At 62.6% G+C, this 19,956-nt stretch carries 21 protein-coding genes and 1 pseudogene; 13 read left to right on the top strand and 9 right to left on the bottom strand.

What is annotated here, in order from left to right; translation table 11 throughout:
• The first annotated feature begins 42 nt into the window (after positions 1-42).
• A complete protein-coding gene (locus V2I30_RS06415; RefSeq protein WP_330661259.1) occupies positions 43-1,110 on the top strand; it encodes a glycosyltransferase family 2 protein in 1,068 nt (355 codons plus the stop codon).
• 4 nt (positions 1,111-1,114) lie between these two features.
• Here the strand turns inward: V2I30_RS06415 and V2I30_RS06410 are convergent, their stop codons facing one another.
• Complete coding sequence (locus tag V2I30_RS06410; protein WP_330661258.1) at positions 1,115-2,581, bottom strand: NAD(P)/FAD-dependent oxidoreductase; 1,467 nt, start codon at positions 2,579-2,581, stop codon at positions 1,115-1,117.
• A 198-nt stretch (positions 2,582-2,779) separates the two neighbouring features.
• On the opposite strand from V2I30_RS06410, the gene V2I30_RS06405 reads away from it, so the two are divergent.
• From V2I30_RS06405 to V2I30_RS06385, 5 genes are all read left to right on the top strand, one after another.
• Positions 2,780-3,649, top strand: coding sequence for a glycosyltransferase family 2 protein (locus tag V2I30_RS06405; RefSeq protein ID WP_330661257.1), 870 nt, complete (start codon positions 2,780-2,782; stop codon positions 3,647-3,649).
• Complete coding sequence (locus tag V2I30_RS06400; protein ID WP_330661256.1) at positions 3,646-5,097, top strand: hypothetical protein; 1,452 nt, start codon at positions 3,646-3,648, stop codon at positions 5,095-5,097. Before V2I30_RS06405 ends, V2I30_RS06400 begins: the two co-directional genes overlap by 4 nt.
• 142 nt (positions 5,098-5,239) lie before the next feature.
• Positions 5,240-6,454 (top strand): class I SAM-dependent methyltransferase, encoded by a 1,215-nt coding sequence (locus tag V2I30_RS06395; RefSeq protein WP_330661255.1) that lies wholly within the window; start codon positions 5,240-5,242, stop codon positions 6,452-6,454.
• Complete coding sequence (locus tag V2I30_RS06390) at positions 6,451-6,810, top strand: hypothetical protein (RefSeq protein WP_330661254.1); 360 nt, start codon at positions 6,451-6,453, stop codon at positions 6,808-6,810. The genes V2I30_RS06395 and V2I30_RS06390 overlap by 4 nt, the downstream gene beginning before the upstream one ends.
• Before the next feature lie 13 nt (positions 6,811-6,823).
• Positions 6,824-7,138, top strand: coding sequence for a DUF1330 domain-containing protein (locus V2I30_RS06385; protein WP_330661253.1), 315 nt, complete (start codon positions 6,824-6,826; stop codon positions 7,136-7,138).
• Here the strand turns inward: V2I30_RS06385 and V2I30_RS06380 are convergent.
• From V2I30_RS06380 to V2I30_RS06350, 7 genes are read right to left on the bottom strand one after another with little or no spacing between them, the layout of a single operon-like run.
• Complete coding sequence (locus V2I30_RS06380; protein WP_330661252.1) at positions 7,119-7,724, bottom strand: VOC family protein; 606 nt, start codon at positions 7,722-7,724, stop codon at positions 7,119-7,121. The two genes, V2I30_RS06385 and V2I30_RS06380, sit on opposite strands and share 20 nt — an antisense overlap.
• A complete protein-coding gene (locus tag V2I30_RS06375; protein WP_330661251.1) occupies positions 7,721-8,902 on the bottom strand; it encodes a CaiB/BaiF CoA transferase family protein in 1,182 nt (393 codons plus the stop codon). Before V2I30_RS06375 ends, V2I30_RS06380 begins: the two co-directional genes overlap by 4 nt.
• Positions 8,899-9,819 (bottom strand): hydroxymethylglutaryl-CoA lyase, encoded by a 921-nt coding sequence (locus tag V2I30_RS06370; protein ID WP_330661250.1) that lies wholly within the window; start codon positions 9,817-9,819, stop codon positions 8,899-8,901. The genes V2I30_RS06375 and V2I30_RS06370 overlap by 4 nt, the downstream gene beginning before the upstream one ends.
• Positions 9,816-10,424: a 3-isopropylmalate dehydratase small subunit gene (gene leuD, locus V2I30_RS06365; RefSeq protein ID WP_330661249.1), complete on the bottom strand. Its 609-nt coding sequence runs from the start codon at positions 10,422-10,424 to the stop codon at positions 9,816-9,818. The genes V2I30_RS06370 and leuD overlap by 4 nt, the downstream gene beginning before the upstream one ends.
• Entirely contained in the window at positions 10,421-11,800 is a 1,380-nt protein-coding gene (locus tag V2I30_RS06360) for a 3-isopropylmalate dehydratase large subunit (RefSeq protein ID WP_330661248.1), read from the bottom strand. Before V2I30_RS06360 ends, leuD begins: the two co-directional genes overlap by 4 nt.
• A gap of 12 nt (positions 11,801-11,812) precedes the next feature.
• Entirely contained in the window at positions 11,813-12,322 is a 510-nt protein-coding gene (locus V2I30_RS06355; protein ID WP_330661247.1) for a DUF3598 domain-containing protein, read from the bottom strand.
• A gap of 4 nt (positions 12,323-12,326) precedes the next feature.
• Positions 12,327-13,682, bottom strand: a complete 1,356-nt coding sequence (locus V2I30_RS06350; RefSeq protein WP_330661246.1) for an alpha/beta fold hydrolase — start codon at positions 13,680-13,682, stop codon at positions 12,327-12,329.
• Positions 13,683-13,768: 86 nt separating this feature from the next.
• Here V2I30_RS06350 and V2I30_RS06345 point away from each other — a divergent pair, with 86 nt between their 5' ends.
• Genes V2I30_RS06345 through V2I30_RS06315 form a run of 7 tightly spaced genes read left to right on the top strand, consistent with a single transcriptional unit; the run spans position 13,769 to position 19,670 of the window.
• On the top strand, positions 13,769-14,452 hold the full coding sequence (locus tag V2I30_RS06345) for an isochorismatase family protein (protein WP_330661245.1): 684 nt from the start codon (positions 13,769-13,771) through the stop codon (positions 14,450-14,452).
• A 3-nt stretch (positions 14,453-14,455) separates the two neighbouring features.
• Positions 14,456-15,337, top strand: coding sequence for a polysaccharide deacetylase family protein (locus V2I30_RS06340; RefSeq protein WP_330661244.1), 882 nt, complete (start codon positions 14,456-14,458; stop codon positions 15,335-15,337).
• Positions 15,334-16,248 carry a polysaccharide deacetylase family protein gene (locus tag V2I30_RS06335; RefSeq protein WP_330661243.1) on the top strand — a complete coding sequence of 305 codons (915 nt, stop codon included), beginning with the start codon at positions 15,334-15,336 and terminating at the stop codon, positions 16,246-16,248. The genes V2I30_RS06340 and V2I30_RS06335 overlap by 4 nt, the downstream gene beginning before the upstream one ends.
• Positions 16,245-17,666 carry an aldehyde dehydrogenase family protein gene (locus V2I30_RS06330; RefSeq protein ID WP_330661242.1) on the top strand — a complete coding sequence of 474 codons (1,422 nt, stop codon included), beginning with the start codon at positions 16,245-16,247 and terminating at the stop codon, positions 17,664-17,666. Before V2I30_RS06335 ends, V2I30_RS06330 begins: the two co-directional genes overlap by 4 nt.
• Positions 17,663-18,124: a hypothetical protein gene (locus tag V2I30_RS06325; protein ID WP_330661241.1), complete on the top strand. Its 462-nt coding sequence runs from the start codon at positions 17,663-17,665 to the stop codon at positions 18,122-18,124. Before V2I30_RS06330 ends, V2I30_RS06325 begins: the two co-directional genes overlap by 4 nt.
• Entirely contained in the window at positions 18,121-18,636 is a 516-nt protein-coding gene (locus V2I30_RS06320; protein ID WP_330661240.1) for a DUF1330 domain-containing protein, read from the top strand. Before V2I30_RS06325 ends, V2I30_RS06320 begins: the two co-directional genes overlap by 4 nt.
• Positions 18,633-19,670, top strand: coding sequence for a zinc-dependent alcohol dehydrogenase family protein (locus V2I30_RS06315; RefSeq protein ID WP_330661239.1), 1,038 nt, complete (start codon positions 18,633-18,635; stop codon positions 19,668-19,670). Before V2I30_RS06320 ends, V2I30_RS06315 begins: the two co-directional genes overlap by 4 nt.
• Here the strand turns inward: V2I30_RS06315 and V2I30_RS06310 are convergent.
• Positions 19,671-19,956: pseudogene (locus tag V2I30_RS06310) on the bottom strand (hypothetical protein); the annotation flags it as partial. It lies immediately after the preceding gene.

Raw genomic sequence — 19,956 nt, 5'->3', positions numbered from 1 at the left:
CAATCGTTTACCTCAGGTCCTGCCTCGGTTAGGGCCGCTCGCATGGACGATCCGAACGATCCCAAACTGCGCGATACGCCCGGAAGCGAACGCTTTGTCGATCTCGACGAGGCTCTGACCGCGCCTTACTCAGAACAGCCCGTGCGCCTTTCGTGCAGCGTAATCGTGCCGGCATACGACGCGAAGGATTACCTAGGCCGATGCATTCACGGTCTGCTCGCGGCGGGTTTTGCGCACGAAGAAATTATCTGCGTCGATGACGGGTCGAGCGACGGAACCGCCAATTTCCTGAGGCAGATGGGGATCGAGCCCCTGGTGCTGGAAGACAATCAGGGGGCCGCATATGCTCGCAATACCGGGGCTCGCCGCGCGCAAAGCGACATCTTGTTCTTTGTCGATGCCGACGTCGTTGTCCATCCTGACGCGCGCGAGCGGATCGATCGCTTTTTCGCGGCCGAAACCGGATATGCGGCGATATTCGGCTGTTATGACGATCAACCCGCCGGCGATCATCTGGTGAACCGCTTTCGCAATCTGTTTCATCGCCATGTCCATGTTCAGTCGGCCGGCGATGCGGTCACCTTCTGGACGGGTTGCGGTGCGGTTCGGCGCGACGCCTTCGAAATCGTCGGAGGGTTCGATTCCGAGCAGCGCATGATGGAAGATGTGCGTTTCGGCCTTAAACTCCATTCCAACGGACATCGCATTCGGCTCGATCCCGATCTTCAGGCCACGCATCTCAAGCGTTGGAAACTGACCTCAATGTTCTGGACCGACCTTGTAAACCGGGCGGTGCCCTGGACCAGGCTGCTAAGGACTCCGCTCGGCAAAGCGTCGAATTATCGTCTCAATCTGTCGCTGACCGGGCGCCTTTCCGGATTGAGCGTCGCCGGTTCGCTGATCGGCGCTGGGCTCGCGTTGATTTCGCCTACGTTCGGGGTGGCGGTAATTGTCGCCATGGTGGCGCTGCTTGCATGGCTCAACCGCGAGTTCCTGAGACTGATGCGGCGCACTTTCGGGGCCGGCGATGCGCTTCTCGCCGTGCCGCTACTGTGGCTGCATTATCTGTCGGCAGGTCTCGGCTTTGCCTATGCCACCCTCGTCAGATAGCTACCTAAGCGGCGAAGGCAGCTTTCTTGCCAGAACCGTCGATCTCGAACTCCTCGTGATAGGAGCGTTCGACATTGACGTCCCACACATCGTGTTTGGCACCCAGAATATTGCGCGCCGCGAACATGGCCGACAGCATGGAATGATCCTGGTTATTGTAACGGTGCAGCCCGTTGCGTCCGACCGTCGCGAAGTTTTCGAGGCTGGACAGCCAGTCGCGGATTACCGCCAGGGCTTCCATATAAGTGCCATCATAGACGGGATAGGCCTTGGGCTGACGGATGATCGCGGCATCGATGACATCGTCCGCGCGGGCCAGGCCGAGCTGCTCTAGTTCGCGCGAGGCGAGGGCGCGCAGATCCTCGTCCTTCATCGACCACAATCCGTCGCCTTCCTGACAGAAATATTCCATCCCGATCGAAGAGGTGGCCGCATCGGGCAGCATGTCGGGCGACCAGGCGCGGAAGTTCTGGATCCGGCCGACCTTCACGTCGGGCTCATGGACGTAGATCCAGTTGTCCGGGAAGGGGTCGGCCGATTTCAGGATCAGCGTGACGATGAGGAAGTCACGGTAGCGCAGCTTTTGCGCGGCTTCGCGCACAGGTTCGGGCGGCGGGGGGTCGAACGCTTCTATCAGATCTGCGAGGGCCATCGAATTGACGAATTCGTCCGCTTCGTGGATCGCGCGCTTGCCATCCTCCGATCGCACCTCGATCGCTGTCACCTTCGAACCTTCGCGCAATACGCGTTCGACACGGCTCTCGAGGTGAACCTTGCCACCCTTGCGCTCGATGGCGTCGCTCGTCTCCTCCCACATCTGACCCGGGCCGAGTCGTGGATACTCGAATTCCTCGATCAGGCTGGCGGTATCGTTGGCGCCGGAGATCGCATTCCATATTGCCTTGACGAGCGAGAGGTTGCGGATGCGCTGCTCGGCCCAATCGGCCCTGATGCGGGTCGGGGGAATGCCCCACACCTTCTCGGTGTAGCTGCGGAAGAAATGCATGTAGAGGCGCCCGCCGAAGCGGTTCTGTACCCATTGTTCGAAGCTTTCCTCGACCTTGTGGGGCAGCATCCGCCATTTGATATAGCTGACGATGATCCGGGTCGCTTCGTAGGCGCCGATATTGGACAACGCGTTGAAGATGCGCAGCGGATAGTCGTAATATTTGCCGCGATAGAAGATGCGGCTCTGGCGGGGCACCGTGATGAATTCATCGCCGAGCACTTCGCGCCACATCGCCTCGACCTCGGCGACCTTGGTGAAGAATCTGTGGCCCCCGATATCGAAACGATAGCCGCGATGGCTTTCGGTGCGGGCGATGCCGCCCACCATTTCGCCCGCCTCGAAGACGATCGGCACGTGCGTATCCGAAAGCCGCTGTAATTCGTAGGCGGCAGTCAATCCTGCGGGACCGCCGCCGATGATTGCGACTTTCCGGGCGTGATTGATATTCTGGAGATTATCCATGGGGAGCGTTAATCGCCTATGCTTTCAATCGGAGTGAATGCGGGGCATGGCGGCCACGCGGCGGACTTGCGCGCTTTCGTGCATTCGCTGCTATGGGGTAGGACGCGATCGGTCTTGGCAGCTATTGGCGCGTTCCTCAAGATAAAGGCCCGATATAAAGGGCTTGAGATAAAGGGCGCAGATTAAAACGGCTCGATCATGCAGGCTACGATCATCATTCCCTCCTACAATCGACCGCGGCAACTCGCGACGTGCCTTGCCGCGCTCGCGAAGCTGGACGGCGGTCCCTGGCCGATTGTCGTCGTCGACGATGGCAGCAAGGTCGCGCTCGGCGAGGTTTGCACCCCCTATTCCAACGTACGCTTGGTGCGTCAGGACAATGCTGGTCCCGGCGCTGCGCGCAACCGCGGTGTCGAGGAGGCGGAAGACGCGCACCTGTTGTTGTTCATCGACGACGATTGCATGCCGGAGCCGCAGTGGGCCAATTGCCTTGTCGAGGCCCAGAGCGACGTGCCCGGCCGCCTGGTCGGCGGACGGATCGTCAACGCGCTTCCCCGCAACGTCTATTCTTCGGCCAGCCAGTCGCTTTCGACCTATCTCTACGAGTTCTACCAAGCGAGCGGCAGCGACATGATCTTCTTCACGACCAACAATATGTGCTGTCGGCGCGAGGACTTTCTTAAGTCGGGTGGCTTCGGTTCGCGCTTCCCGATCGCCTCGGAAGATCGAGATTTCGGCATTCGCTGGAGCGCTTCGGGCGGCGAGCTGGTGTATGCCCCCGACGCCGTGGTGGCGCACGCGCACGATCTCGGTCTTGCCAGTTTCTGGCGGCAGCACCGCAATTACGGGCGCGGGGCGCGCCACCTCCACCTTGCCATGGACCAGCGCGAGGATCCGCGACCCAAGCTTGAAAGCGCGCGCTTCTATTTCGGAATGCTGTCCCACCCGCTGCGCAATCCTGGGCACAATCGATTGGCGCAGTCGGCACTGATCGCGCTCAGCCAGGTCGCGATGGTGGCCGGATACATTGCCGAGATCGGCAAGGGCGGGGCGACACCGTCTTCGTGAGCCGGGCCGCGGCCTCGAAGGACGAACCCCAGGATGCGCCGTTTTTGAACCTGCGTGGGGCGGGAATTGCAGCGTTTGCGGTTCTCATTCTCTCCTGGCCGATTCTCGTGCTCGGCGGCCCCGTCATCTATTTCGACACTATCAGCTATCTCGAGCGGGGCGACGCCATTGCCGGCATGCTGAGTCAGCTCGTCGGCCTTCCACTCGAGGCGCCGGGGCAGGCCGCGAGCGATACGCCGCGCGAGGCCGGGGCCCTGCGATCCGCTTTTTACTCTCTGTATGTCGCGGTTACCTCGTCCACTCCGCTCGGCCTGATCGTGACATGCTGGCTTCAAACCGCCGCGGTTCTCTGGGCACTATTCGCGCTCGTGCCCCCGCTCTCGCAAAAGGGACGGCTGGTCCTGGTCGGCGGCGGCCTGATTGTCGCAGCCATCTCGAGCCTTCCCTGGTTCGCATCCTATGCGATGCCCGACATTCTGGGAGCGATCCTTCCGATCTATCTCGCCATCGTGCTGTGCGACTTCTCCGGGCTTCGCGCGTGGCAGGCCGTGGTCCTTGCTTGCCTCGCGACCGCCGCGCTGCTGTCGCATTACGGCAATCTGGCGTTGTTCGCCGGGCTGGGTCTGGTGGTTTTGGCATGTGCGCTTTGGCGAGGACAGCTGAAGGCTCGCATGGTCATAGCCGTGGCCCTGCCGCTTCTGGCGGCGGTCGGCGCCAATTTCGTTATCGGCAGTGCCGCGCGCGACGAGGGGAGCGTCGCACCCAAGCGCATGCCCATATTGCTGGCACGCTCGCTCGAGGACGGGCCGGCGCGGTGGTATCTGGCCGAAGCGTGCCCAGAAGCTGATTACGCGATCTGCGCGATGTTCGAAACCATGCCCGAGAACATTACCGAATTCCTTTGGGAGGAGGACGGATATCGCCGTGCGACGGCCGAGCAGAAGCAGGCGATCCGAGAGGAGGAAACGCAGATTCTTCTCGAGGCTTTCAAACGCTACCCGGTGCAGCAGACCTATGCGCTGACCCGCAATTCACTGTTTCAGGTCGTGTCGGTGGGGACCGACCAGATGTTTATTCCAAACGCAGGCGAAACCGCGCTCGAGCCCTCTTCGCTTTCGTTGCCCTCCAGCAAGGAAGGGCGGACACCGACGATCGCGCTGTTCGATATCGTCGTTTCGGCAACGGCCTTTGCCGCCTTGGCGCTGCTGACATTCGGCTGCTTGAGACGATGGGTCCCGCGCGCGACTGTGGATGCGTTCGTTATCGTGGTGGTGGCCTTGCTGATAAATGCCGTCGTGTTCGGAGGTTTGTCGGCCCCAGTCGATCGGTATCAGAGCAGACTGGCCTGGCTGATCCCAGCGCTCCTGGTGATCGCTGTGGCTATCAGGGCATCGAGGCAGGAGCTTCGCGGGCCCGGAAATGCGGACCGGTTTCGGACTTCATCTTGAGGCAATATCGGCTTGCCGACACCTTGCCCCGCCTCGCGCGTTGCATTCTAACCCGGCACCTTATCCGCGACATCACGACGTTGACAGCCCGGCGGCTATAACTCAAACTTGTCCGGACAAATTTGCGCGAAGGACCCCTATCATGGCGACCGATTTGCCTCCTCCCTACACCGCGATGACGCGGCATGCGATGATGCCGCGGGCCAGCCATGACGAGACGGCGCGCTTCAATTTCCTTACTCATTTCAATCGCTACCTTTCGGGCGCGATCGGCGCGGGGAACAAGATCGCCTATGAAAAGCGCGTCCTGCCCGCCTTTCGTGAAAAGCATGGCCGCGATCCCGAACATCGTTACGAAATCCGCGATGCGATGAACGGCGACAGCTGGCATCGCACCTGGTCGGCGCTGAAGCGCAATTCGATGGAGATGCGACAGCATTTCGGGCGTCAGGTCGTGCTGCGCCAGCTGGACGAGCTCGATGCCATGGCGCGGCAATATAACGAGCATTCCGGCCTGCTCGAACTTGATCCTGCGGTCGAACAGCCGCATTACCAGACGGCGGTCGATATCCATTGCCAGCCGGGCGGCTATCATACCGAGGAACGCGAGGGCGACGTGACCGTCGGCGCCAATTACGACGTCGGCCTGTTCGCCACCACCGGCGGCGCGCTCGGCGGCCTTAACGATGGCGGCGGTCAGGCGGTGGTTGGCTGGGTCAAGGCGCAGCGGCCCGATTGGCAGCCTAAACGCATTCTCGATATCGGCTGCACCGTCGGCCATAATGCGGTGCCCATCGCGCAAGCCTTTCCCGAGGCGGAGGTGATCGCGATCGACACGGCTGCCGCCTCGCTGCGCTACGGCGCGGCGCGAGCCGCGGCGATGGGAGTGGAAAATATCCGCTTCGTGCAGGCTTCGGGCGAAGACTTGTCGCGCTGGGCGGATGAGAGCTTCGATTGGGTGCAGACGACGATGTTCCTGCACGAGCTTTCCTCGAAAGCCATGCCCCGGCTACTTGCCGAAGCCTACCGCGTGCTCGCACCGGGAGGGCTCATCCTGCATATCGAACAGCCGCAATATTCGAATGACATGCCACTATTCGAGCAGTTCATGCGCGATTGGGATGCCTTTAACAACAACGAGCCGTTCTGGAGCGCGATGCACGGGCAGGATTTGAAGCAGGTTATGGCCGAGGCGGGCTTTGGAAAAGAGGACCAGTTCGTCGCGGGCGTGCGCGCCGTAGTCGATCCGGAAATTTTCCCGCCGTCCCCCGATGAGGGCGAAGAGGATTACGGCCGCGCCGCGATCTGGAACGCCTATGGCGCGTGGAAAGCGCAGACTCAGGCCGAAGCCGCATGAGTGAGGACTTCGATTGGGTTGCCGCATCGGGACGGCGGGCCAAGGGCAAGCGTCCCGACTATTTTGAGGACCCGGCGCTCGACCGGCTTTATTCGACCGTCTTCGCCCTGGCGGCAGAGGTGTCCGCCCTGCGCGAAAGGCAGGACACGCTCGAACGGTTGCTGGAGGCCCGCGGGACGTTCAGGCGCGAGGAGATAGAGACTTTCGCGCCGACCCTCGAGGAAGGCGAGGAACGCGGACTGGCGACCAAGGCGTATATCGCGCGGATCATGCGCGGTTTCCAGCAGGAGGTCGAGGCGATGGCGGCGGACGACCCGCCGATCATCGATGTGGTCGAGCGTTTGAGGCGCGAATAGGAGCTCCCGAACGATGCCTGCCTATATGATCGTCACCGCCGCCATCCGCGATCGCGATCGCTTCATCTCCGGCTACGGCGCGGCGGCAGCGAAGCTGATCGGCGAGTTCGGCGGCGAATATCTGCTGCGCGGACCGGGCGCCGAGTGCCTCGAAGGCGATTTCGGAGACGGCGCCAGCATGGTCATCTCTAAATGGCGCGATCGCGACGCGATCCGGCGGTTCTGGAACAGCCCGGCATATGCCGAAGTCAAGAAATTGCGGGACGGTCTCGCAGACGTGCAGGTGCTCGTCATCGACGGCCCCGACCTTATTCCAGGATCTGGTTGAGCTCGATCAGGATTCCATCGGGGTCGAAGAAATTACACCCCATCACGCGAATGTCTGGCCCGCCATTGCGGCCGGGATAGACCTGCAGCCTCGGTTCGGCGGTGAACGTCACGCCCGGCACCGACTTGGCCGCCTCGCAGCGACCTTCGACGTCGTCGGTGTTGAGCACCATGACGACGCCTCCCGGCCCCATCTGCGTTGGATAGTCGCCGGCCGGGATCGGCGGATCGAGCCATTCCATAAGCCCGACCCAGCCGACCCACGGATCGTTCGAATTGAGCAGCACCAGCCGCGCGGTTGCCCCCGGTTCGCCCGCCGGCAGGGCGACGCCCGAGGTGGTTACCGTAGTGTCGTAATTGACTTCGAGCCCGATAACGTCGCGATACAATGCGAGGCTTTTCTCGATATCCCGGACGATGATTGTCGAGCGCCGCACATCGGTCGCAATGCGCTGTTCGGGCGTTTCGACCCCGGCGGCGCGTGGCCCGGCATTCGCGGCAGTGCCAGGCGATCCGACATCCTCGCCAAGATTGGCCGCGCAGCCCGCAAGCGCGAGAGCGCCGAGAATTGCCGATGCCTGTTTCAATCGCTTGCTCCCACCGCGCCGCTGGCGATCAACACCTCGGCCTTTTCCTCGTCATAACCCAACCAGTCGAGCACCGCGCGCGCATCGCGACCCGGCGCGGCCAGTTCGTGCGCTGACCCGATGCGCTGGCTGTTCATTTCCAGTGGAATCGTGGGCAGTCGCGCGCTCGTTCCGTCCTCGAAAGTCACGTCCTCGAGGCCGCCTTGCGCCAGGTGCGGATCGTCGAACATGTCTTCGGGCCGACCGATAGGCGCGAATGGGAGGCCCGTCCCGTCGAGTTTGGCAATCACTTCCGAAGCGGTCATCCGCGCGATGATGGGGCGGATTTCGGGCAGGATGCGATCGCGCGCATCGACGCGGGCATTGTTTTCGCGCAAGCTCTTGTCCGCCCACAATCCGTCTAGGCCGAAAAGCCGGCAGAATTTCTCCCACAGAGCATCGGTGACCACGCCGATAAAGACCGGCTCGTCCCGGGTTTCGAACACGTCGTAGATCGCCCATGCGGACACGCGCGCCGGCATGGGAGCGGCGGGCGTGCCGGTGACGGCATATTGCGCCATGTGCTGGCCGACGAGGTAGATCGTGGTTTCGAACAGACTGGCGGTGACTTTCTGTCCGCGTCCGGTGCGATGCCGCTCCTCTAGCGCTGCGAGGATCCCGATGACGCCGAACATCCCGCCGGTAACGTCGATCACGCTCGCGCCCGCGCGCAAGGGCTGGCCCGGCGGACCGGTCATGTAGGCGAGCCCGCCCATCATCTGCGCGACCTCGTCGAGCGCGGTGCGCTTTTCGTAAGGGCCGGGGAGAAACCCCTTCTCGCTGCAATAGATAAGGCGGGGGTTGGCCTTCGCGCAGCTTTCGTAATCGAGTCCCAGTCGGTCGAGCGCGCCGGGGCGAAAATTCTCGACCAGCACGTCGGAGGAAGCGATCAGGTCGCGGGCGACCGCTAGCCCGTCCTCGCTTTTCAGGTCGAGGCAAATTGAGCTCTTGCCGCGATTGTACATCGGAAAATAGCCTGCACCCGATCCCTTGAGGCGCCGCGTGCGGTCTCCCCCGATCGGCTCGACCCGGACGATCTCGGCGCCGAGGCCAGCGAGGATATGTCCGACCGTCGGTCCCATCACCATATGCGTGAATTCGGTGACCTTGATGCCGGCCAGCGGCGTCGGACCGCTCATGCCGCGACCCTCTTGTCATAATCGAGCATCGGCCCCGCATCGGGTGTGAACCCATAGAGCGGCTCGCCAGGCAGAGCCTCTGCAAGAATGGCGCGCACATCGAGCAGTTTCTCAAGGTCGATCCCGGTGTCGTAGCCCATCGAATTGAGCATCAGCACAAGGTCTTCGGTCACCAGATTGCCCGACGCGCCCGGCGCGAAGGGGCATCCACCGAGCCCGCCGAGTGAGGCATCGAAGGTGGTGATTCCCTCCTCGAGGCCCGCAACGACATTGGCGAGTCCTAAGCCGCGCGTGTTGTGGAGGTGGAGGGTCGTCAGCATGTCCTCGCCCACCGCTGCCTTGACCTTGCGGGTCAGGCGGCGGACCTGCGCCGGGTCGGCATATCCGGTCGTATCGGAGAGGCTGAACTCCTGCGCACCGGCTTTCGCAGCTTGTTCGGCAAGGCGCACCACTTGATCTTCGGCGACCGCGCCCTCCATCGTGCAGCCGAAAGCGGTCGAGAGGCTCACGGCAAAGTGAATGCCGGCCTCGCGGGCGATCCCGGCGGCCTCGGCTATTTCAGCCAACATGGCCGGATGGTCCTTGCGCACATTTTTGATCGAATGCGTCTCGCTCATCGAGAATGGGATGCTCATCGCATCGACGCCCGCTTCAGCCGCGCGCTGCGCGCCCTTGGCATTGGGCACCAGTGTCACGACGTTCAGCCCTTCGATCCCTTTGGCGAACTCCACCAGCGCCGCAGTATCGGCCATTTGCGGCAGCAGCTTGGGCGGGACGAAGCTGCCGACCTCGATCTCCTTCACCCCGGCGGCGGCCTCTGCCGCGATCCAGCGTTTTTTGGCTTCGAGCGGCATGATCCGCTCGATCGATTGTAGCCCGTCGCGAGGCCCAACTTCGGATACGAGGATTTGCGTCATCTCGGGCTCTCCCGGTAGATCCAAGGGCGTGTGGCCCGATCGGCTCGCGTCCATTCGTCGATAGCTGCTGCCTGCGTCAAAGTCAGATCGATCGCATCGAGCCCTTCGGCGAGCATACGCTTGGCTTCCGCCTCGATTTCGAAGCGATAATTCATGCCGGCGCTTTCGACGCGCTGCGCCGCGAGGTCGATCATGGCGCTCTGGCCCGCGATCCGCTCCACCGCTTCGGGCGGCAAGGTAATGGGCAGCACGCCGTTGCGCAGACAGTTGGCGTGGAAGATCGGCGCGAAGCCTGCGGCGATCACGGCGCGGATGCCGTATTCGGCGAGTGCCCAGACGGCGTGCTCGCGGCTCGACCCGCAGCCGAAATTGGCGCCGCCCGCGATAATCGGGGCATTCGCATATTCGGGATGGTTCAAGGCGAAGTCCGGGTTAGGCGTGCGCGCGTCTGCGTCGGTATAACGCCACGGTGCGAAAAGCCCCTCGGCCAACCCGGTGCGCCCCGTCGAGCGCATTTCGCGGCTTGGAATGATCGTATCGGTGTCGATATTGTCGCGCAGGATCGGCGCGACCATTCCTGTGAGGGGCTGGGGGAAGGGGGTCACGCCGCGGCCTCCTCGCGCGCATATTCGCGCGGATCGGCAATGCTGCCGGCGATCGCGCTCGCAGCGACTGTTTCGGGCGAGGCGATATGCGTGCGGATGCCTGGACCCTGGCGACCTTCGAAATTGCGATTGGTGCTGGATATGACGCGGCTACCCTCGGGGAAGCCCTCGCCGCCGGCGTAGAAGCATAGCGAACACCCGCTCATACGCCATTCGAAGCCGGCCGCTTCGAATATCCTGTCCAGCCCCTCGGCCTCGGCAGCGCGCTTGACTGCCATAGAGCCGGGCACAGCGAGCGCCTTGCGAATGGAGGGTGCAATCCGGCGGCCCTCTAGGATTTGCGCGGCGCGCCTCAAATCGGAAAGGCGACTGTTGGTGCAACTGCCGATAAATGCGGCGTCGATCGCAGTCCCGGCCAGTCGGTCGCCCGGGGCGAGCCCGATATAATGATGCGCGCGCTTAGGACCTGCGGGAACTTGCGCAGTGATGGGCATGCTGTGTTCCGGGCTCGTGCCCCAGCTCACCATCGGCGCGATAGTCGAGGCGTCGAGTACGATTTGCTTGTCGAACACCGCTCCTTCATCGCTGTGCAGGTTCTTCCAGTAGGGGTCATCGAAATCGCCGGGCGCGTAGGGCCGACCTGCAAGATAGGCGAAGGTCTTGGCATCGGGCGCGATCATGCCGGTCATGGCGCTGAACTCGGTCGCCATGTTGCACAGCGTCATGCGCCCTTCCATATCCATCGCGCTCACCGCAACGCCTGCGAATTCGAGCGCAAAGCCCGCACCGCCGCCCGCACCATGCTGCGCGATCAGGGCGAGCACCATGTCCTTTGGCGTGACGCCGGGCGAAAGCGTACCGTCGAACCGCACCCGCATCGTTTTCGGTTTGTCGAGCCGCAACGTGCCGGTGACCATCGCATGTTCGGCTTCCGAAGAACCGATCCCCCATGCGAGGGCCCCGAAGGCTCCCTGCGTGCAGGTGTGACTGTCGGGTGCGACCAGCGTGCAGGCGGGCAGGACGATGCCCTGTTCGGGGCTGATGACATGGACGATGCCCTGGTCGCGGTCGTTGACGTCGAAGAGGGTGATTCCGGCGGCTTTGCAAGCGGCGCGGGTCTCGGTAATGAAACCCTCTCCGCCCGCCATCAACGTCCCGTCGCCTCGACCGATGCGGGTGTCGACGATATGATCCATGACGGCAAAGACCCGCGCGGGATCGCGCACCTTTCGGCCCATGTCGGCCATGCGTTTCAGCGCTGCCGCGCCGGTTCGCTCATGCAGGAAGATGCGGTCGATCGCAATTAGCGTCGCGCCGCCTTCCGTCTGCGCAACCGCATGGCTTTGCCAGATCTTGTCGAACAGCGTTTGGGCCATCTTGCCTCGCGGTCAGGCCTCCGCCTGCATTTCGGCATCCACCGCGCGCCAGTCCTTGGTGACGAAGGTCTCCTGGATCGCGGTGCGCGTTTCCAGCACGCCGTCCCGGATCCAGTGCCAGGTGCGGCAGCGATTTTGCCCGTCGTCGGAGATCTGAATCTGCTCGTACAAATAAAGCGATGGATCGCCGGTACGCTGCCAGTAAAGCATCATGGTGCGATCATATTCGTCCAGCGGAACTTCGGCAGCCCAGCCCTGGATCAGTTCGTTGTCCCACCAAATCCTTCCGTCGCGATAGGTAGCGGGAAAGTCGCGCACATCCTTTTTACCATCGGGCCAGGTGTAATGGTTGGTCTGGTGGTACGGAATGTCGTCCTTCCCGGTCATGCGGCAGATCAAGCGGCTGGCATGTTCGTCGATCTTCTCGTTCGAAGCGTCGAAATAGGAATAAATGCCGTCCCAGACCCCCTCATGGCGCGCCAGAAGAGGCATGTTTTCGGTGAATTCGGCATATGTCGTCATCGGATCAGCTTTCGTTGCGGGAAAGAAGGGTTTGGTGCCATTGCCGCGACGCATCCCCGGCGCGAATGCGGGCAAGCGCGCGGGCGTGAAGCGCATGCGGATCGAGCCGGGCGGGATCGAGCGGAATCGCGTTCGCCGCGCTTGCATCGTACCACGGCTCGAAGAAGGCTTCAGCGCGCGAGGCCTGCCAGGCGCGCTGGAGATATTGGCCAAAACGATCCGGGGTCGTGTCGGGATAGAGGCGGTCCGGGTCGCCCTTCGGAGCGTGCGGCCAGACGATATCCGACGCGCTCAGGGCGGCTGCCGCGGACTCGACCGTCGCCGCGATATCGTCGGCGTCAGCCGACTGGCCATGGCCGGGAACATCGATCGCGATGTCGCCACCGGTAGGCTCGGCCATTTCCCGAGCCGGGCAATGCAGCACGAGCCGACCGCCGCGCTTGCCCTTCCAGTGTACCTGTCCGTTATCGAGTGCGAGCCAACCTTCGCCCTCGTCTTGTGCGAGTTCGGGGCAGGGGCCGCCATCGGTATAGTCTTTGAGGAAAGCGAGGCTCACCTCCTGGTGCTCGTCAGGGCTGGCGACCTTTTGCGCCTGCCAACCTTTGGGCATGTCGCCGAGCCGGTCGATATGCTCCTGCAGGGGGTCGCCGTCATAGGCGGTGATAAGGCAGGGCGGCCAGTTCCCGGATGCGGGTGGGGCGTCAACCGGCGGAATATCGCGCGGGGCACGCAGCACCGCACCATAGCCCGCTTGATAGGCATTGCCCGCATCCAGCATTTCCGAAACCGCCTGAGCCACCCGGTCCACATCGGCATGAGCCACCGAAAGCCTCGCTTCCTCCCGCGTATCGAACCAGGGGAAGACCCAGCTTTGTTCGAGCATCCGGTTCCAAAGCCAGGTCAGATGCTCCCCATAGGCGCTCGGGTGAAACTCGGGGAGGTACCGCTCCCCGAACAGCTCCATCTCGGCCTTGGTCCAGATTGCATAGCCGCCCACCGCAAGGCACCGAAAGCGTTCGGGCTGACGCTTTATCGCGGTGACGAGGATGATCCCGCCGGAATGGAAGCCGTAGGCAGCGCATCGCCCGATCCTGAGCGCGTCCAGAAGCTCGCACACGGCATCGGCGAAGTCGGCGATTTCGGCCGAGTCGGGGAGCGGGTCGGACTGGCCAAAGCCCGGCGTATCGGGCGCGATACAGGTAAAGTGCTCGCCCCATGCCCGCATCAACCCTTCGTATTCCGCGCTCGAGCGCGGGCTTTGATGCACCATCAACAAGGCAGGTCCGCTGCCACAACGGCGATAATGCACCTTCCTATGGGTGCCGGGTATCGTCAGGATGTGGCGCGTGATCTGAGGCACAAAGTTGTCCGGACAAATTCCACTCGACAACTCTCTACGCGTCATTATTGTCGCCTGTCAAAGCGCAAAAACAGGCGGGAGCGAGCATGGCGGAACTGGTCGGGACGAGAATGGTCGAGGATGGCAGGACCGCGCGCCAGATCTTCGAGGACGTGATGGCGAACCCGGCGCGCAAGAAGTTCGGCTTCGGCGAAAAGCTGGCCATCGTGAATGTCGATGTGCAGCAAGCCTATACGCGCACCGATCTGTTCAAGACCGCCTATGAGACTGATCCGAACCAGATCGACCATATCAACCGGATCAGCGCCCTGGCCCGGGAAAGGGGCATGCCCGTCATATGGAGCCGCGTTGCCTACAAGGACGATGCAGGCGATGCGGGCATTTGGGGCACGCGCACGGACACCGAAGACAGCCTGCAGAACATCAAGTACGGCTCCGAACGCCACGCATTCGATCCGCGCTGCGATATCAAGCCGGCCGATTTGCAATTCACCAAGCGCATGCCGAGCGTTTTCTTCGAAACGCCGCTCGCAAGCTATCTGACCTTCCACCGCGTGGATACGGTGGTGGTGACCGGCGGATCGACCAGCGGCTGCGTGCGCGCAACGGCCGTCGATGCGCTGAGCCATGGGTACCGCACTATCGTTCCGATCGAAACCTGCGCCGACAAGCACGAAAGCTATCACTTCGCCAATCTCACCGACCTCCAGCTGAAATATGCCGATGTCGAGCCGGTCGAAGCCGTGGTGAACTGGCTGGAGAGGCGCTAAGCCATGCAGGAAGGCGCCCCCGACCCCGATCTCTACGATTACCACCCTTACAGGGGTCGCCCGAAAATCGAATGGCCGGATGGCAAGACCGTCGCCGTCTGGGTTGCGCCCAATCTTGAATATTATGAGATCGATCCGCCGATCCATCCCAAGCGCAATCCCTGGCCGCACCCTGCGCCAAGCGTCGTCGGCTATTCGCACCGCGACCATTCCAACCGAGTGAGTCATTGGCGCATGGCCGAGGTGATGACGCGGCATGGCTTCCCCGGCTCCGTCAGTCTCTCGGTCGCGCTCTGTCAGCACCACCCCGAAGTTGTTGCCGATGCGAATGAGCGCGGCTGGGAGTTCTTCAGCCACGGCATCTACAACACGCGCTATTCCTACGACATGACCGAAGCTCAGGAACGCGCAATCATCGAGGACTCGATCCGGACGGTAGAGGACGCGACTGGCCAGCGCATTCGCGGTTGGCTCGCCCCCGCGCTAACCCATACGCCGCGCACGCTCGACCTAATTGCCGAGTACGGCCTCGACTACACCTGCGACCTCTATCACGACGATCAGGTTCAGGAGGTTAAGGTCGCGAAAGGCAAGCTCGCCTCGATCCCCTACAGTCTCGAGGTCAACGATCATTACGGCTTCTTCGTCTACAACATGAGTGGGCGCGAATACGCCGATACGCTGGTGCGACAATATGAGCGGCTGGCGACGGAGGGCGAGCAATCGGGCACGGTGATGTGCATTCCCTTGCACGCCTATCTTATCGGACAACCTCACCGGATCGGTCCTTTCGAGGAGGCGCTGGAGCATATCGCCAAGGATGGCCGCGCTTGGATCGCGCGGGCGGGCGAGATCGTGGATGCTTGGCGGGAGCAAGTTGGATGAGCACGCTTCCAGACAGCTACACCCAGTACCCAAAGCGCGGCGAAGGTTACGACCATGACCTGTATAAATGGTCGAACATGCATGAGCGCGTGCCGGTCCGCTGGCCGCAGGGCTCGGTTGCGGTATGGCTGTGCGTCAGCCTCGAATGGTTCCCGATCACGCCTGGCGGAACTTTCAAGGCGCCCGGCCACATGGTCACGCCCTATCCCGATTACCGCCACTACACCTCGCGCGATTACGGCAATCGGGTGGGCGCATGGCGAATGCTCGACGCTTTTTCCGAAGTCGGGGTGAAGGCAAGCTTTGCCACAAACGCCGCGATTGCCGAGCGCTATCCCGAGCTTATCGAAGCGATGCAGTCAGCAGGCCACGAGATCATCGCCCACTCGACCGACATGAACGGGACGATCGATGCGACACTCGGCGAGGTGGCCGAAAAAGAATTGATCGGCGATGCGATGACGCGATTGGAAAAGGCCACCGGCACCCGACCTAAGGGTTGGCTCTCCATCGCGCGACAGCAAAGCTTCCATACGCTCGACATCCTGAAGGACGAGGGGCTCACCTATTGCTGCGACTGGGTGAATGACGAATTGCCCTATCGCTTCGCCAACGGCCTTATCGACCTGCCGCTCAACCATGAGCTATCCGATCGGACGATTATCACCGTCCAGCAGCAGAGCGCGGATAGCTGGGCGCAAAGTATGCGCGATGCGTTCGATTGGCTGGCGAAGGAAGCGGCTGGGATTGGGTCTGGACGGATGCTGCCAATCCACCTTACACCTTACATCATGGGCCTGCCCTACCGCATCGGCGCGCTCGAATGCCTGCTCGCCGATCTTGTGGAGCGGGAAGAGGCGTGGTTCGCCCGCGGCGAGGATATCGTCGCATACTGGGAAGCGCAGCAATGAAGGCGCGCAATCCCCGTACCGGCGAAGAAGACTACGAATTCATGCGAAGTACGCGCGAAGAGATCGCTTCCGCAGCCAAGCGGCTGCGAACCGCGCAGCCTGAATGGGAGGCACTAGGACCTGCTGGACGTGCCAAGGTCTTGCTGCGCCTTGCCGATGCAGTCGAGAAAGCCGCCGAGCCCATCGTCACAGCCCTCAGCATCGATACCGGCCGCCGCACGGTGTCCGAAATCGAAGTGCAGGGTTTCATCGGCAATATGCGCCGCTGGGCGGGGCGCGGGCCGGAACTTTTCGCGGGGCTTGATCGTGGTCCCAAACCGTCCGCGACGCCGGGGATCGCGATCGTCACCCATTACAGCGCCTACCCGCTGTTCGGCGCGATTGCGCCGTGGAACTTCCCTGTCATCTTGAGCCATGTCGACGCCGTGCCGGCGCTGATGGCGGGATGCGCGGCGCTGGTGAAACCGTCCGAAGTGACCCCACGCTTCGTCGAACCCGTGCGTGCCGTGCTCGCCGAGATTCCCGAATTGCCGCTGGCCTATGTCATGGGCGGCGCAGACGTGGGCGAGGCGCTGGTCGAAGAGGTCGACTATGTCTGCTTCACCGGATCGACCGCAACGGGGCGCAAGGTCGCCGAAGCCGCGGGGCGCACGCTCATTCCTGTCAATCTCGAACTGGGCGGCAAGGACCCGATGATCATCACCGCCAGCGCCGATCCTGAGTGGGCAGCGCACGTGGCGCTACGGGCTAGTGTCGTCGCGACCGGACAGGCCTGCCAGTCGATCGAGCGGGTCTTCGTCGCGCAGGAGATCGCCGAGCCATTTCTCAAGGCTCTCGCAGCCGAAGCCGAGAGGGTTGAGCTCACACATCCCGATCCGGCCAAGGGGCACATCGGTCCCTTCATCTTCCCAGCGCAGGCGGAAAAGGTCCAGGCACAGATCGACGATGCGACGTCGAAGGGCGCGCGCGTGTTGACGGGAGGTCGCGTCGAGCAATTGGGTGGCGGCAAGTATCTGCGCCCGACGGTACTCGCCGATGTCACACCCGGCATGGAGGTCATGCGGGAAGAAACCTTCGGCCCCGTCATTCCCGTGATAATCTACGAAGACCTCGAAGATGCTGTGCGCCAGGCGAACGATACGCAATATGGGCTTTCCGCCGCCGTACTCGCTGGATCGCTCGACGAAGCCGCCAAGGTTGGAGCGCGGCTGGAGGCGGGTGCGATCAGCCTTCAGGATGGCGCGCTCACCAGCATGGTCGGCGATGCGACCAACCAGTCGCGCAAGGCCTCCGGGCTAGGCCCCAGCCGGATGGGCGATAGCGGGATGCTCCGTTTCCTGCGCGAACAGGCACTGATCCGGCAGACCGGCGATCCGCTTCCCATCGATGCCTATGCCGAAAGGGGTGCTCGGGCATGAGCAACCGCGCCGCTCTCGAAGCCGTGATGCCCGCCATGCTGCACCACAATGGCTGGTGGGACGGCTGGTATCGCCACTTCGATGCCGATGGCGCGCTGCTGGACGCTCACGAGGTCAAGACCCATTGCGAATTCCCCGATACCGGCGAGTGGCATTACATCCAGCACAACTGGCTGAGCTGGGAGGACGGGCGCGAGGCGACCTACGAGTTCGGCGGCAAGCTCGATGGCGAGCGGTTGGTGTGGGACACCGACCGGTTCAGCGGATATTGCTGGCAGACCTGCGAGGACACGTTGATGCTCAAGCTCGACCGCATGGACGAACCGGGCGCGTACTACATCGAAATGATCAACATCGCCCCGAATGGCCAGACCCGCGCGCGCACATGGCAGTGGTTCCGGGCCGGCAAGCCGTGGAAGCGCACTCTGTGCGACGAATGGAGGATCGAGGGACAATGATTGCACCTCTTCTCGCGATGATGTTGCAGGGCGCGGGCGTTGCACAAGGCGAGGCTCCGCCGCCGCCAGCCTCTATTTGCGACAGTCCCGTTTACATGGTGGTCGCAGGCCCGACGCTGGATCGCGAGCGGATGATGGCCTATGCCAGCGCGATCGCGGAAAGCGGGCTCTACCGCGAGTTGGGCGGCTATTATGTAACGATCCCGCGCCCGCTCGAAGTTTTCGAGGGTGAGCTGCCAGCGAATTACGCGAACCTGACCGTGCGTTTCCCCTGCATCGAAAACGCGCGCACATTCTGGAACAGCCGCGTCTACCAGGAAGAGATCATCAAGCTGCGCCAAGATCCTAGCGCGGGCGACTATACGGTGGCCATCTACGCCGAAGCGCCTCTGCGAGAGGATATGGTCGGCCGCGTTGGCGATGCGCGATATTCGACCGATTTTTCGAATGTCGAAGTACCGCAGGTTGACCCACCGGTCGTCGGACCTGGCGCTAATGGAGGCGAGCGATGAAGGCATGGGAGATCGGCGCGCGTGGAGATACCGAGAGCCTGCGGATGGTCGAACGCGCCGAACCAGTCGCCGAGCCGGGCGAGATGTTGGTCCGTACCATCGCCGCCGGACTCAATTACCGCGACCTTATGATCCTGCGCGGACATTATGGTGCGGATCTGCCTGAAAACCGCATCCCGCTTACCGATGGCGTCGGCGCGATCGAGGCTTTGGGCGAAGGTGTGGAAGGCTTCGCGGTGGGAGAACGGGTCGTCGCTGCAAACTTCGTCGATTGGGACCCTGACAGCGGGTTCGGCTATCATATCTTCAATCGCGATATCGGCGTGACGATCGATGGGTGGCTCGCCGAAAAAATTATGCTCCCCGCCAAGGCAGCGATCAAGGTGGCGGATAGCGTTACGGATCAGACCGCCGCGACGCTGGCCGTCGTTGCTGGGACGGTCTGGCATGCGATGGTAGATTTCGGTGCGGATGGCGCGAATGACCTTTCAGGGAAGTTGGTCTTGGCGCAGGGGACCGGCGGCGTGGCGATCTTCGCGCTCCAACTGGCCAAGGCCATGGGTGCCGACTTCGCTATTACCTCTTCGAGCGATGACAAGCTGGCGAAAGCGCGCGAGTTGGGAGCGGATTTCACCCTCAATTACCGTGACAGCCCCGACTGGGCGGCAGCCTTGCTGGAAGCCACCGGAGGGCGCGGCGCGGATATCGTGGTCGACACGATCGGCTTCGGCGAATTCGCGCAGACGCTCGAGGCGACGGGTCTCGAAGGCCGGATCGGGACGCTGGGCGCGCTCTCGGGCTCACCGCAGGACACAGCCGACTTTTCGCAAGGGCCGCTGCTCGGCAAGAACATCACCATCAAAGGCATCACTAGCGGGCATCGGGGGATGTTCGAAAAGGCGCTTCGGGTCGTCGCTGACAAAAGCGTCGAAACGGTAGTCGACGCCGCGTTCGACTTCACCGATGCGCGCTTAGCCTATGAATATCTCGAAAGCGGTGCGCATATGGGCAAGGTCATGGTGCGGGTCGGCTGACTAGCGATCGAGCTCCACGAGCTCATAGCGGTTCATCATGTACCCATCGATCGAACCGTAAACGAGCACGCTGTCCTCATCGGCGGTCACCCACATGTCGAAATCGGGATGGCGCGTGCCGCCCATGCCCTCATCGCTGTCATCGACGTAGCGGAAGCGGCGACATTGGAAGGTGCCCGCCTCGACCGTCTTCTCCTCCTCGCCGACATATTCCATCACCATTTCGAGATAGGCGATCTGGGGAGCGGTGGCGCCGCGATGGTCGGGGGAGGGGAGGTAGAACTTG

Origin of the sequence: Erythrobacter sp. (assembly GCF_036351135.1) — a bacterium.
Lineage (GTDB): Bacteria > Pseudomonadota > Alphaproteobacteria > Sphingomonadales > Sphingomonadaceae > Erythrobacter.
Note: the sequence above shows the minus strand (reverse complement) of the source record. Positions and strands in the feature narration are given on the sequence as shown.